Raw genomic sequence first — 14,425 nt, 5'->3', positions numbered from 1 at the left:
TTTATTCAATTAACCAAATAAACACACAAATGAAATTAACTTATTTAAGGTTCGGAACAACAGCATTGGTGTTGTTGTTTGGAACAGTTGTGGTATCGGGTCAGGACCTGCCCCAGCTGTCTGCGCTCAGCCTCAACGACCTTTCTGCTTTTAAAAACCCCGGCAGTAGCTGGACCGTAGCCGGTTCGGTAACAGCCAACCTGAATGCAGCCAACGAATTGACAGCTGTAAAAGGATCGGGGACACTGATCAATAACCCCGGAAAAAAAGGCCATGGCAGCGATCTGTTTAGCCATGCTGTTCATGGGGATATGATCCTTGAACTGGATTACCTGATGGCCAAAGGCTCCAATTCGGGCATTTACCTTCAGGGTAACTACGAGTTCCAGCTGCTGGATTCCTGGACAGCCACCAATCCGCTTTCTTCAGACAATGGGGGGATCTATGAGCGCTGGGACGATAACAAACCAGAAGGGCAGCAGGGCTTTGGTGGTTATGCCCCGCGTCAGAATGCCAGCAAAGCCCCGGGCTTGTGGCAACACCTTAAAATTGCCTTCCAGGCCCCTCAGTTTGATGCTTCGGGGAACAAAACTGCCAATGCAAGGATCCTGAGCGCTGAGCTGAATGGCGTACTGATCCACGACAATGTGGAACTGTTTGGTCCTACCAGGGGGGCTGCCGATAAGGAAAAAGCTTTGGGCGCATTGCGTTTCCAGGGCGACCACGGTGCTGTAGCTTTCAGAAACATCAAAATCACGGCCCTGCCCAAAGAACTGCGCAATGGGGGCCAGAAAGGCGGGGGCGGTGCAGACCCGATCTATATTGATGCACCCGTAAACACCATGATCAGGAGCTTTGTCGACATCGCCCCACGTATCCGGGTAGTGCACGCCATTTCTGTGGGCAGTCCGCAAAAGGTACATTACAGTTACGACCTCGACAAGGGCCTGCTGGTTTATGGCTGGCGGGGGGATTTTGTAGATGCCACCCCGATGTGGGATGGCAGGGGCAATGGTACCTCCAGGCCGCGTGGTGCCAGAACAGCATTTACTGCAACACTGCAGCCGGCCCTTGCCCGGCTTGAAACTGCCCAGGCAGCATGGCCCCTGGATACCACCGGAACCGGCTTCAAACCCAGGGGTTATGTAATGGACAATGAAGACAGGCCTGAGTTTAAGTACAACCTGCATGGGCTGCAGGTTAGCGATGCCATTAAGGCGCTGGAAAATGGAGAAGGTTTAAGCAGGGAGATCAGTCTTGATAAACCTGCAGCAAACATTTACCTGATGCTGGCCAGTGGAACCGATATACAGGAACTCAGCAAAGGGGTTTACCTTGTTGATGGGCAATCCTGGTACCTGAAATTCAATGGTCCGCAGGATAAGCCCATCATCCGTGATGCTGCTGGTAAAAAGGAACTGATCATCCAGCTCCGCAGTAAATTAAACTATTCCATTTTATTCTAATCCGGCCCAAAGATGACAACATTATTTAACAAGATATCAAAGTTGAGCGCGTTCTCAATGCTCTCAACGTTCTCCCTGGCAGCACTAAGCCTAACCTACAATATCGCCACAGCACAGGAAACGCCAAAAGAAGAAGACTTTTTTAAGATCATGAAGGTACGGGTACCGGAAGGGCCGGTACTGGAAGTAGGTGGGCTGGTAACCCTGCCCAATGGTGACCTGGGCATCTCTACCCGAAGGGGGGATGTGTTCATCGTTGAAAACCCGACCAGCAACCGCCCTTATTTCCGCAAGTTTGCTACCGGCCTGCATGAAATACTGGGACTGGCCTATAAAGAGGGTGCCTTATATGTGGCACAGCGGGGAGAACTGACCAAGCTGGTGGATAAAAACATGGACGGCAAGGCCGATGTCTATGAAACCATATATGCCTGGCCATTGAGCGGGCACTACCACGAATACAGCTTTGGCCCTGCAATAGCAGCCGATGGTTCATTCTTTGTGACAGCGAATGTGGCTTTTGGTGATGAAGAATGGTGGCGTGCAGAAAGCAGGGTTCCTATGCGGGGCTGGGCGATGCACATTACCGAAGATGGGAAGATGACGCCCTGGGCTGCAGGGTTGCGCTCACCTGCCGGTCTGAATGTGATCGACGGGCAGCTGTATTATACCGAAAACCAGGGCGACTGGGTAGGTACCGGCGGACTTTGGAAAGTAAACAAAGGGGATTTTATAGGACATCCTGCAAGCCTGGCCTGGACGGGCAGAAGCGATTCCCCTTTAAAGCTGAGTGCTGATTTTTTCTATTCCAAACTGGATGAAAGGAGGATAAAAGACGCCAATGGCCGCTACATTAAACCCGAAAACAGGATAAATGAAGAATTCAAAACCCTGGCCGATATGAAAAAGGATTTTCCTGAGCTGCGCTTGCCTGCGGTACGGCTGCCCCATGGTATCCTTGGCATTTCCAATTCGGAGCCGCTAAAAATACCTGCCGGTACTTTTGGCCCTTTTGAAGGACAGCTGCTGGTGGGCGATCAGGGCATGAGCATCATTTCCAGGGTATTTCTGGAAAAGGTAAACGGGGAGGAACAAGGTGCTGCATTTATGTTCAGGAGCGGCTTCCGCTCGGGTGTATTGCGCATGGCCTGGGCCAACGATGGCTCCCTGTTTGTTGGGGAGACCAACAGGGGCTGGGGTTCTGCAGGAGATGCCAATGAAGGACTGGAACGCCTGGTATACAACAACAAAGTACCTTTTGAGATGAAAGCAGTAAGGGCCATGCCGGATGGGTTCGAAATTGAGTTTACCAGTCCTGCAGACCTGAAATCGGCCCAGGATATCGCTTCCTATAGTGTAGAAAGCTTTACCTATAAATACCAGCCTGTGTACGGTTCACCTATGGTAAACCAGCAAAGCCTGAAAGTAAAAGGGGTTAAAGTAAGTGCCGATGGTTTAAAAGCCAGGATTGTGGTGGATGGGCTGCGCCGGTATTACATCCACAGCATCAGTGTAAATGGCATCAGGGAAAAGCAGCACTACTATTCAGTGGTACATCCTGTAGCCTACTATACGCTGAACAACATCCCGGCAGGAGATAAACTGGCGGCAAGCGAGCTGAGCACCCGGAATTCGGCAAATGATCCGAAGGCCAGTGCAAGTCCAGCAAAAAAGACAGCAACAGCGGCCAAAGGGAAAACAGCAGTAGCAGAAAAAAAGGAGCTGCCGGCAGCAAAAACAGCAGCCAAAGCACCAACTTACAATGAAGTAAAAGGCCTTTTGACCAATTACACCTGCCTGGCCTGCCATAACCCAACCAAAAAGCAGATCGGCCCTTCATTTACCGATATTGCCAAACGCAAATACAGCAATGAAAAGATCCTGCAGCTGATCCACAACCCTAAGCCTGAAAACTGGCCGGGTTATGCAACAGAGATGCCGCCGATGCCACAGGTGTCCAAGGCCGATGGATTGAAAATAGCAGCATATATTAACTCATTGAATAAATAGCCAATAGAAATTAATAAGCCAATCTGGTAAAATTAAAAACCATATTGGCTTATTCAGCATAACAAGAAATAAAATATCGTAAATTACTAACCAAATTATAACCAAAAAACAAGGATGAATACACTTCACCAATACGACTACATCGTATTTCTAGTTTACTTCTTGATTGTATCCTGCTACGGCTTCTGGATCTATTACAAGAAGAAATCGGCAGCGGCCGACTCAAAGGATTATTTTCTGGCAGAGGGTTCATTAACCTGGTGGGCCATAGGTGCGTCACTTATTGCTTCCAATATTTCTGCTGAGCAGATGATCGGAATGAGTGGTTCCGGCTTTAAACTTGGATTGGCCATCTCGGCCTATGAATGGATGGCGGCGGCTACGTTAATCATTGTAGCTGTGTTTTTTATGCCGGTTTATCTGAAGAACAAGATCTTCACAATGCCCCAGTTTTTGAGTCAGCGTTACAATGAAAAAGTGGCCATGATCATGGCTGTATTCTGGCTGGCGCTGTATATTGTGGTGAACTTAATGTCTATTCTTTACCTGGGTGCTTTGGCCATCAGCGGCATATCCGGATTGAACATCACCGCATGTATTCTTGGACTGGCTGTTTTCGCCATCATCATTACCCTTGGCGGAATGAAGGTAATTGGTTATACCGATGTAATACAGGTATTTTTCCTGGTGCTGGGCGGATTGGTAGCTACTTATATCGCTTTAAATCTTATTTCCGGACAGCAGGGTATTGCAAAAGGTTTTGCTATCCTTACCGATGGTGCCTCGGAACATTTCCACCTTATCTTTAAAAAGGATGACCCCAACTACATGGACCTTCCAGGCCTGAGTGTATTGATAGGGGGTATGTGGATTGCCAATTTAAGCTATTGGGGCTGTAACCAGTACATCACGCAAAGGGCATTGGGTGCATCCCTGCCTGTTGCCAGATCCGGACTTTTGTTCGCAGCTTTCCTCAAAATGCTGATGCCGGTAATCGTTGTGATCCCTGGTATTGCTGTTTATTACATCATTAAAGAAAAAATTCCAGGCATCAGCGCCGATAACCTGATGACGGCCTCGGGCGTACAGGATCCGAACAAGGCATATCCTGCATTGCTGGGCTTATTGCCAGTTGGTTTAAAAGGCCTTTCATTTGCAGCCTTAACTGCTGCCATTGTAGCTTCCCTTGCCGGAAAAGCGAATAGTATTGCCACCATATTTACACTCGACATCTATAAAAAAGCATTCAATACCAATGCCAGTGAAGGAACACTGGTAAACGTAGGTAAAGTTACCGTGGTGGTATCTATGCTGATGGCCGTACTGCTTTCATTAATTGTAGGTGATGCACTGATGGGAGAAGGTAAACAAGGCTTCCAGTACATTCAGGAATATACAGGCTTTGTATCTCCGGGTATCTTTGCCATGTTTATATTGGGCTTCTTCTGGAAGAAAACAACCTCAAACGCAGCTTTATTTGCAACCATTGGCGGTTTTATCGTTTCCGTAGTCCTTAAGTTCCTGCCGGGATGGGTGGACCTTGCCCCGCTGCACGATTACGGCTGGGCAGTAGCCAATTCCAGCGGCATATTCGAAATTCCTTTTATGGACAGGATGCTGATCGTATTTGCGGTATGTGTAATCGGCATGTATTTCATCAGCGTTTATGAAAACAAAAAAGGCATCGTGCCACAGGGCCTGGAAGTAGATCCAAAAATGTTCCGTGTTTCAACTTCATTTGCCGTTGGTTCCTTGATTATCATTGCCATGCTGGTAGCCTTATACTCTGCTTTCTGGTAAGAGGTAAAAGTTAAATGTAAATAAATATAAAAAAGAGCCTGTTCCAGATTTGGAACAGGCTCTTTTTTATAACATCCCATTTTCATTTCAGTACTGTACTGAAATTTTCTAATGCTCAGAAGCAGCCTCGCGTCTTCCCCGAAGGGGATTATGCAGCTGCTGAAGAGTCATTAAAAATTTCACACATCAGTACTTAAACACCTTCCCATCTACCATAACCTCCTGCGTTTTCTCGTCAAAAGTTGCCTTCTTTCCGGTCCTCGCTGCAGCATTCGTCATGATATTGGCAATAGAGTGGTAATAACCAGCCTCTACGGGGGCATTGGTTTGCTTGCGGCTCCTTACACACTCCATCCAGTTGCGCATGTGTGCTGATGTCAATTTATCACCGCCCGTATTGGCCGATGCAGCTACTTTCTCTGTATTGTCTGTAAGTTTCATTTCCGGCAGCAGGTTAGGCTGCATGTGCATTGCTGCAGCAGCTTTAGCGCTTAAACCACCTTTAGGTGAAACCATATTGGTGTTCAGGTTCAATTCACCACCATTGGCGTAATAGATCTCGGCCGGACTTTCATCGCCATTGTGCATTCTGGAAGTAAATATGACCTGGAAGCCGTTGCTCGGGTCATTTGCCTTGCCGTAATCAAATACGGCGGTAGTCGTATCCCAGTTCCGGCGACCATCTTTCCACTGGTAAATACCACCATTGGCCACTACGCTTCTCGGGTGCTTCAAATCGGTAAACCAGTGTACGGTATCGATCTGGTGCGACATCCATTGACCTGGCATTCCTGATGAATAGGGCCAGAAAAGGCGGTACTCCAGGTATTTACGCGGGTCCCACTCCTCAAAAGGCCGGTTGATCAGAAAGCGTTTCCAGTCGGTATCCTCCTGTTTCAGCTTTGCTACCAGGTCGGGCCTGCGCCAGCGTCCCGGCTGGTTAACATTCCAACTCAATTCTACCATGGTGATGTTGCCGAATTTGCCTTCTTTGATAAACCGCTCTGCGGCCATATAATTGTTCCCGCTTCTACGTTGCGAGCCGATCTGAACAATCTGCTTAGATGCCTTAACTGCTTTCAGGGCCATACGTGCATCTTCCATGGTTTCGGCAAAAGGCTTTTCGCAATATACATCACATTTGTTGTTTACCCCTTCAGCACAATGGGTGGCATGCTGAAAATCGGCCGTACTTACGATTACAGCATCAATGTCTTTCAAGCCATAAAGCTCATCGTTGTTGCGACAAGCGGTAATGTCGTGGCCAAATTTCGATTTCAAATGCTCAACGCCCAAACCTCTTCTGTAATTCCAGAGGTCAGATACCGCAACAATATCAAAATTAAGTTCTTTATGGTGGTTTAAAAAGGAGGGTAGCAGGGAATCCTTAAAACGGTCCGAAAACCCCACTACGCCCACCCTTACACGGTCGTTAGCACCGATAATATTTCCATAACTCTTGGCACTTAAACCCATTGTTCCCAGATAGGTTCCGGCAGCGGCTATGGCCGACTGCCTGATAAATTTTCTTCTTGAATCTAACATGATGTTATAATTTTAGAGCTCCTTTATTTTGATACTTCTGAAAGAAACATTATCTCCGTGATCCTGAAGCAGGATATGGCCTTTTGGTGCCATTCCAAAGTCCTTCCAGTTTTTATATTTACTGCCCGCAACCAATTCATTGAATTCATCCGACCCGCGTACATATTCCAGAATCTTAAAGCCGTTCAGAAAATACTGGATCGTATTGTCCGGATAAACCCTGATCACCCCTTTATTCCATTCTCCGATTTTCTTTTGTGCATTTGGTATTTTTTTGCTGGTGATGAGGTCATACAACGATCCCAGTGTTCTGTTTCCATTTTTGCCCAGTTTGGCATCGGGATGGCGCTCATCATCAAGAATCTGGTATTCCGGACCAATTGCGGACCCTTTGTTACCTTCCGAAAGTGTAACAAAATACTTTACCCCACTGTTAGCCCCCTCGGTAAGCTTGAAGTCAAACTTCATTTCAAAAGCTCCATATTGTTTTACAGTTACAATGTCACCACCATTGGTAGATTCAGCACCGTCAGACTTCACTACACTCAGCACACCGTCCTTAATTTCCCAGCCTTTTTCCGGAAAAGCTGTTTTATAGGCACCTATCCAGCCCTTAGTGGTCTTACCATCCCACAACAGGTTATAACCATTGGCCTTTTCAGCGGCCGAAAGGTTATTAGGGATCATGTTTACTACAAAAATACTGTCTGCTTTGGTTGGTTTCAGATTTTCTGTCTGGATACGTATGTTTCTCCATCTGATCTGTTTACCTGCCTCGTCATTCTTGCCTATTGAATGAACCTGCAGTGCTATAAAGCCGGAAGCAGTCATATCATCCACCAGGCTTGCAGTTGGAATACCGTTTACAAATGTCCTGATAGAGTTCCCAATGCACTCAATCCGGTATTTGTTCCATTCGCCCTTTTTAAAGGCTGTTTTGCCTTTAGCATTGATGTCCATAGGGTACAACCAGCCACGACGGCTCTCATCGTAAATTCCTCCGCTATAAGCCCTGTCAGAAGGGTCAACCTCCATCTGGTAGCCATGCACCCGGCCGTCTTTGTAATCGGCTTTACTCAGGCTCCTGAACTGGATACCGGAGTTCATGGAATTGTCTACCAGCAGTTCTACCTCAAAGATAAAATTGCCATAATTCTTTTCAGTAGTTAAAAAGGAGTTAGGTGTATCGTGAACTGTAGTGCCTACAATCTCACCGTTTACAACCTCGTATTTGGCCTTTCCGTTCAGCTGTTTCCATCCCTTCAAATCTTTGCCATTAAAAAGGCTGGTCCATTTTCCGCTCTGGGCCTGTACAGCATTAAATGTACTGCCGATTACCAAACCGGTTAAAATTAGTAATTGTGTGGTTTTCATTAGTGGTTATTTGTTCTTGGTTAAATTATTTATTCGGCTAAAAAAATTAAAATATCATTTGCTAAAGTCGGCCGCCTGCTGATCCAGCATTTGCGCCGTCTGGTTTTTACCTGAAGTGATCACGATCCTGTAACGGAAAGTAACTGATTCGCCCGGCTTTAAAGTCAGGTTCAGACTTTCCTTTCCCTTGCTAAAAATGGCTTGTCCCAATGGGTTGGCCGCAAACAAACCATAATCTCTGGCATGCCAGTAAGTAGGATAGCCCGGGTTTTCCGGATGATCGATGATGGCAACAGACACCGGCTGCCCATCTTTATGCCCATACATCATACACCATTTACCCCTGGTTCCCCAGGCATCGTTGCCTGTTTTTCCCTCACTCGTCAGGTAATTGCCATTTGCCCCGTTTTTTGCAGAAGAGACTTTAGTTACGACCCCATTATTGTCCATATACGATTCCTCCTTATCGGATGGCAGTTCAAGCTCTTTGGTTACCCTTAAACCCAGCATACCATCTTTTATATCTTTAAAATAAACCGTATCCATTTGAGCAGTTAAAGTCGTGATCCGGTCTATGGTCCGGGTTTGAGCTGTGCCGCTAAATACAAAAACAGTGGCTTCTTTGAGTAAAACCCTTTTGTCCTGCCTTTCCCAATTGGCCGTATAATTTAAACTCCCGCTGGTATTTCCATTTTGTACTTTTCCAACTTTCACGTTTCTGATCCAGCCGTATTTTATTTTTTTATCTGCGGGAATATTGTACGAATTGTTCCAGAAATCCAGGCCGTTCACACTTTCATAATTCAGCCACAAACCCACATGATGAGGGTGATCTGTGCGTTCGTTGCCACGTTTTTCCAGAGGAAAGCCGCGGGTTATGGTAAGACCGCTGGCCGTTTGTAAAGGATAAAGAATAGGTTTTTCCAGATCATCTGGATAAAGAAAATTGGTAAAAGGTTGGTCATCTACCAGCACCTCTACTTTTTTCTGGCTGGAATTGTTTCTAAAGCTTACTTTTTGAGTTTGTGCAATCGAATGCAAACTCAAAAAGCAACAAAAAAAAATAAATCTTCTAGTCATTATATCTGGTTAAAAAACTGTTAGGCCCTCAACTGGCATTGCTAACAAAAACATCCAAGTTCGTAGCTAAATATACCTTTCTTAAAACACAAATTGGCCGAAAACATGGTCCTTTCACTAAAAAAATTACGAAAACGATTGAGTAAATTTTTAAAAATTATCGGCAATAAGCCTTATAATTGTCTGTCCAAACCGTCCAGTACAAATGAACCGTAAATACTTCCTATCCTTCATGCTTACCGCCGGCGCAAGCCTAAGCTCCTTTAAAACCTGGGGGAATAATCCTGAATCTGCAAAAGAGGTTAAGATACCCCCATTTCTTAAAACAGGAGATACGATTGGCATCACCTCGCCTGCAGGTTATATTACAGCAGAGCAAATCCAGCCTTCAGTACAGCTGATGGAAAGCTGGGGATTTAAAGTAATTACCGGCAATGCCATAGGGAAACGGGATTTCAGTCTTGGCGGAACAGACGACGAACGGGTATCCGATTTTCAGGAAATGCTGGATAACCCCGAAATTAAGGCCATTATGTGTGCCCGGGGAGGATATGGCGCTGTCAGGATCATAGACCGGCTGGATTTCAGCAGATTTAAACAAAACCCCAAATGGATCATTGGTTTTAGCGACATTACGATATTCCATTGTCATTTGAACAGGCAGCTCAATGTGGCTTCCATACATTCAAAAATGTGCAATAGTTTTCCGTCCGACTGGACCATCGCCGAACCGATTCAGATTGAAACCATACTCTCTATCAGGCAGGTATTGACCGGGCAGGCTGTAAAATACACAGGCACACCCTCAACCTATAATAAAAATGGCAGGGCAGAGGCTGCGCTTATCGGTGGTAACCTCAGCATTATCGAAACCCTCGCCGCAAGTAAATCGGACATCAATACCGATGGTAAAATACTTTTTGTAGAAGACACCGGGGAGTACCCGTACAGCATCGACCGTATGTTCTGGAACTTGAAACGCAGCGGCAAACTCGACAATTTAAAAGGGCTGATCATAGGCGGATTTAAAATTAAGCCTGAAGACGAGGGCGATGAATTTGGCAAGACAGTATACGAGATCATTTCCGAAAAAATAAAAGAATATGATTATCCGGTATGTTTTGATTTCCCTGTAGGTCATCAAAAGAATAACTTTGCATTGAAGTGCGGAGCAAAACACGTGCTTAATGTTGATGTCAATGGAAGTTCACTCATATCCATCTAATCCCGCCGCTATAAGGCTTTCTGAACTGACTGGGCAGATCAGGCAAACGCTTGAAGGCACTTTCGGCGGCAGGACCTTTTGGGTAATTGCCGACGTGACCAGCCACACCTATAAGGCCCAGAGCAATTACCATTACTTTGAACTGGTAGAAAAAGACAGGTCATCCAGCAGGATCATTACAAAAATAATGGGCAGGGCCTGGGGCAATGCCTCCATTAACATTGCCAATTTTGAAAGGGCAACAGGGCAGCGGTTCTGTAATGACATCAATGTGCTCGTACAGGTTGCCGTACAGTATACCCCTGCATTTGGCCTGCAGCTGAACCTGCTGGATATTGATACCAGTTTTACATTGGGGCTGTTTGAGCAGCAACGGAAAGAAACACTGGAACGTCTGCTTCGGGATAACCCTGAATTCATACAAAAATCAGGAGAACAATACCTCACCCGCAACAACAGGCTGAACCTGAATAGGGTGATCCAGCATGTTGCGGTCATTTCCTCAGCTACTTCGGCAGGTTATCAGGACTTTAAACACACATTAGATAACAATTCTTTTGGTTACCGCTTCCAGGTAGACGATTATTTTACACTGGTACAGGGAGAAGCCAATGCCAGGCAGTTCCTGGCAAAAATAGTAGAGGTGTTCCAATCGGGAAAAGCGTACGATGCCCTATTCATCATCAGGGGCGGAGGGGCGCAAACCGATTTCCTGATCTTTGACAATTATGACCTGGGCCGGGCCATTGCTAAATTTCCTGTCCCGGTCATTACCGGTATAGGGCACCAGAAAAATGAGACCATTGCAGATTTAATGGCACATACGGCAACCAAAACGCCTACAAAGGCGGCAGAACTGATCATTGCGCACAACAGGACCTTTGAAGAAAACCTGTTGAGTACACAAAAAATGATGCTCATCAAAACCTATCAGCTCATCAATTACCATAAAGACCAGCTGGTACAACTTAAGCAGCAAACCATCAGTACCACCAAAGAACTGCTGCAGGAACAGCACCGGAGTATTTTGAACTTATCCAGACTGGTGCTTACCAATCCTAAAATCGTCATTTCCAACCGGCAAAAGGACCTCAGCAATATCCTTGGTAATATAAAGTCCTATAACAGGATCTATTTTGCCAACAAAAGAGGATATATTGGCCATTTTCAATCGGTGGTAAGGTTAATGAGCCCGCAAAACATATTGAACAAAGGATTTGCCATCCTTAAAATAAATGGCCGTATTGCCGCCAACGCGGATCAGATTGAACCGGGCAGCGAACTGACGGTACGACTGGCCGCATCAGAAATTAAAACAACAGTAAAAGCTAAAACCGCAATAAATGAAGACAACGGATTTGACCTATGAATTGGCTTACAAAGAGCTGACCGCAATTGCGCTGGAGATAGAAACCGAATCAGTATCGGTAGATGTACTTGCAGAAAAAGTAAAGCGGGCATCAGAACTGATCGAATTTTGCCAGACCAAACTCCGCGCTACAGAGACAGAAGTGAACAAGATCATTAAACAAATGGAAAATCCGGCAGGCTAACACTACATTTTACTCAGTATTTCTTTCTTTTTGGTATCAAATTCTTCCTGGGTCAGGATACCTTCATCCAGGAGTAATTTTAATTTCTGCAGCTGCACAACAGGGTCCGTTGTTGTGCTGTACGCTGTAAGTTCTTCTTTTTTATCATTCAGAACTTTACCGAGTTCCATTCCAAAGCCCAGTTGTAAACCTGCGCCAGCCAGGCCGCCTTCGTTTCTTGCAGCATCGCGTAATGCTTTTAATTTTTCTATTTCCAGGTAGCTTAGCCCACCTTCAGCAGCCGCACGGCTTTCGGCAGTAATGTCTGCAATTTTACCTATCCGTTGCTGGGTTTCCTTGTCAAAGGAAGTTCCCTGAATCCTAAAGTCCTTTAACTCCAGGCCTAAGTCCGAAAAACCAGCATTCAATTGCGCTTTTAAATCTGAAGAAAGCCGGTCCAGCTGTGCGTCAATATCCAGATAGGATAATTTCGACTGGGCCAAATAAGAGATCAGCGTTTGTGGCAGACGTGAAAGGAGCAAGGCCTTTGTATCGGCAGTGGTATATTCATTCCTCGAACCGACGACGTCCCTGAACAACAACAAAGGATCCGCAATCCGCATGGAATAGTTTCCATAAGCACCAAGTTCAACTGGTATGTGATACTGACCATCCAGGTATTTTACAGGCGAGGGCGTACCCCAGGGCTGGTTTAAGATATCAGCCTTCCGATAAAAATATATGCGCAGCTTGTGCTCACTTTCAAACAGCTGCCGCAATTTGAGCAGACTGGTAATAAAAGGGTGGTTATCTGTTTGCAGGTCAAACAGGCCTTCATCAGAAATAATACCTTTAATTTCACCTTCATATACCACGATGCAACCTTGTCCAGGTGCCACAATCAACTTGCTTGCATTTTTAATCTCATCAGTAGGTGCAGGAAATTTATACAGCAGCAACTCCGGCTGCTGGCCTTTCCACTCGATAACAGTACTGAGCTGTTTTTTAAAAAAATCCCCTAATCCCATAAACTATTCAATTTTATAAGTGCTCGTTAATTTACCTTTCGCGTCAAACTGCAGGAGCTCTTCATCGTCGGTAACCCCGATAAAGCCGTTTTTATACCTGATTATCCTCTTAATTTCCGATCCCTTTGATTCATCGACCGTCCATTCTACAGCTCCCGTCTGGCTGTTCAGCTGCTGGAGTTTATAGCCACTGTTTGGATTTGCATCCGGTTTAAAAGAAATGAGCAATGAGCTGTCGTCGTCAAACATCACCTCCGGCTCAAAATACAATCTGCCTGGTGTCAGGTCCTTCCAACCCAGAATCCTGTCGGCCTGCCTGGTATAGTCGCTAAAAAGCACCTTTTTATAAGGGTCCCTGTCGGTAAAGATACCCGAACCACCGTAATCCTTGCCCCAGCTCAGGTTGTCGACCACATCTTTTGGCCCGGCACCATTGTCTTTATATCTGATTTTAATGAGCTGCAACTTGTCTTCCGGATAATCGCTGCTTTTTCGGGTAAAAACATGGATTACCTTTTCCTTTGCGCCCGGCAGGAGCGAGCTGAAACCTTTTCTGGCCTCGTAATACTTATTTTCATTATAGAGTTTTTGAACCAGGGGATAGTAGTACAATTTTTTTCCATCATTGGTGAGCAGTATCAGGCCATCGCCATTGTCTTCGTAAACAAACTCGATCGTAGCTACACCTACCTGGAGTTCTTCTTTGGCGCTGAAGAACTTTTTGCCGGCATCTGTTAATTTTAACGTGCTTTTATCTACCACGTACAGGGTGCTTTTATTGGCAATCACATACAGATTACCATCACTGAAGGTACGGAATTTAATATCTGATGTAGATACATGCGTTCCCTCAACCTTATGTTCTCCAACCAGCCCTTTGCCTGGAGTATAAAATGCAATATAAACACCATCCCTTTGCGCTTCAGATTTTGCTTTGTAACGCCTGTCTTCAGCTACAATAGCTATTGCGGCATTGCTGCCCGCCTGTGTAAAAAGGTCAGGACTGTACCTGCTGGCCGAAAAGCCGGTTTCTTCGGCGACAGCCGGGCCGGCAGAATAAGCAGAAGAGGTAGTGGCAACAGATTTAGGACTAAAGATGGCGGAGATCACATTGATCAGTATGGTCAGCACAATAAATACCCCAATAATAAGGGCAATTACTTTGATCACCTTTTTACCGCTGTCGTTATTAAACGGCAAATTGAGGTTGTGGTTATAATTGTGATTGTAATTAATGGTTACCTCATCATCGTCCAGGAAATACTCGGTATGACAGTTATTGCAACGATAAAAATCCGGTTTAAGCTCAGTTTTGGCAGTGCTGCCGCATTGCGGGCATTTAATTACCTTAATCTCTTTGGCCAT

At 45.7% G+C, this 14,425-nt stretch carries 11 protein-coding genes; 6 read left to right on the top strand and 5 right to left on the bottom strand.

Features of this window, described 5'->3' with window-relative positions:
* Positions 1-29 precede the first annotated feature (29 nt).
* From ABIE26_RS06505 to ABIE26_RS06495, 3 genes are all read left to right on the top strand, one after another.
* The gene (locus tag ABIE26_RS06505; RefSeq protein WP_310138753.1) at positions 30-1,466 is read left to right on the top strand and encodes a 3-keto-disaccharide hydrolase; all 1,437 of its coding nucleotides are present in this window, start codon (positions 30-32) and stop codon (positions 1,464-1,466) included.
* A gap of 57 nt (positions 1,467-1,523) precedes the next feature.
* Positions 1,524-3,476, top strand: coding sequence for a hypothetical protein (locus tag ABIE26_RS06500; protein WP_310138755.1), 1,953 nt, complete (start codon positions 1,524-1,526; stop codon positions 3,474-3,476).
* 114 nt (positions 3,477-3,590) lie between these two features.
* Positions 3,591-5,276: a sodium:solute symporter family transporter gene (locus tag ABIE26_RS06495; RefSeq protein WP_310138757.1), complete on the top strand. Its 1,686-nt coding sequence runs from the start codon at positions 3,591-3,593 to the stop codon at positions 5,274-5,276.
* A 186-nt stretch (positions 5,277-5,462) separates the two neighbouring features.
* Here ABIE26_RS06495 and ABIE26_RS06490 read toward each other — a convergent pair whose 3' ends face one another.
* From ABIE26_RS06490 to ABIE26_RS06480, 3 genes are read right to left on the bottom strand one after another with little or no spacing between them, the layout of a single operon-like run.
* On the bottom strand, positions 5,463-6,821 hold the full coding sequence (locus tag ABIE26_RS06490; RefSeq protein WP_310138760.1) for a Gfo/Idh/MocA family protein: 1,359 nt from the start codon (positions 6,819-6,821) through the stop codon (positions 5,463-5,465).
* Between the two features lie 12 nt (positions 6,822-6,833).
* Positions 6,834-8,195: a 3-keto-disaccharide hydrolase gene (locus ABIE26_RS06485; protein WP_310138763.1), complete on the bottom strand. Its 1,362-nt coding sequence runs from the start codon at positions 8,193-8,195 to the stop codon at positions 6,834-6,836.
* Positions 8,196-8,249: 54 nt separating this feature from the next.
* Entirely contained in the window at positions 8,250-9,275 is a 1,026-nt protein-coding gene (locus ABIE26_RS06480) for a PmoA family protein (protein ID WP_310138766.1), read from the bottom strand.
* Positions 9,276-9,480: 205 nt separating this feature from the next.
* On the opposite strand from ABIE26_RS06480, the gene ABIE26_RS06475 reads away from it, so the two are divergent.
* From ABIE26_RS06475 to xseB, 3 genes are read left to right on the top strand one after another with little or no spacing between them, the layout of a single operon-like run.
* Positions 9,481-10,500 (top strand): S66 peptidase family protein, encoded by a 1,020-nt coding sequence (locus tag ABIE26_RS06475; RefSeq protein WP_310138768.1) that lies wholly within the window; start codon positions 9,481-9,483, stop codon positions 10,498-10,500.
* On the top strand, positions 10,475-11,869 hold the full coding sequence (gene xseA / locus ABIE26_RS06470) for an exodeoxyribonuclease VII large subunit (protein ID WP_310138770.1): 1,395 nt from the start codon (positions 10,475-10,477) through the stop codon (positions 11,867-11,869). Before ABIE26_RS06475 ends, xseA begins: the two co-directional genes overlap by 26 nt.
* Positions 11,844-12,053 (top strand): exodeoxyribonuclease VII small subunit, encoded by a 210-nt coding sequence (xseB, locus tag ABIE26_RS06465; protein ID WP_310138773.1) that lies wholly within the window; start codon positions 11,844-11,846, stop codon positions 12,051-12,053. Before xseA ends, xseB begins: the two co-directional genes overlap by 26 nt.
* A gap of 2 nt (positions 12,054-12,055) precedes the next feature.
* Here xseB and ABIE26_RS06460 read toward each other — a convergent pair whose 3' ends face one another.
* Both ABIE26_RS06460 and ABIE26_RS06455 read right to left on the bottom strand, forming a co-directional pair.
* Positions 12,056-13,060 carry an SPFH domain-containing protein gene (locus tag ABIE26_RS06460; protein WP_310138775.1) on the bottom strand — a complete coding sequence of 335 codons (1,005 nt, stop codon included), beginning with the start codon at positions 13,058-13,060 and terminating at the stop codon, positions 12,056-12,058.
* Positions 13,061-13,063: 3 nt separating this feature from the next.
* Positions 13,064-14,425, bottom strand: a complete 1,362-nt coding sequence (locus ABIE26_RS06455; protein ID WP_310138776.1) for a hypothetical protein — start codon at positions 14,423-14,425, stop codon at positions 13,064-13,066.

Origin of the sequence: Pedobacter africanus (assembly GCF_040548825.1) — a bacterium.
Lineage (GTDB): Bacteria > Bacteroidota > Bacteroidia > Sphingobacteriales > Sphingobacteriaceae > Pedobacter > Pedobacter africanus_A.
The sequence above is the reverse complement of the archived record's forward strand: the minus strand, read 5'-3'. Positions and strand labels throughout refer to the sequence as shown.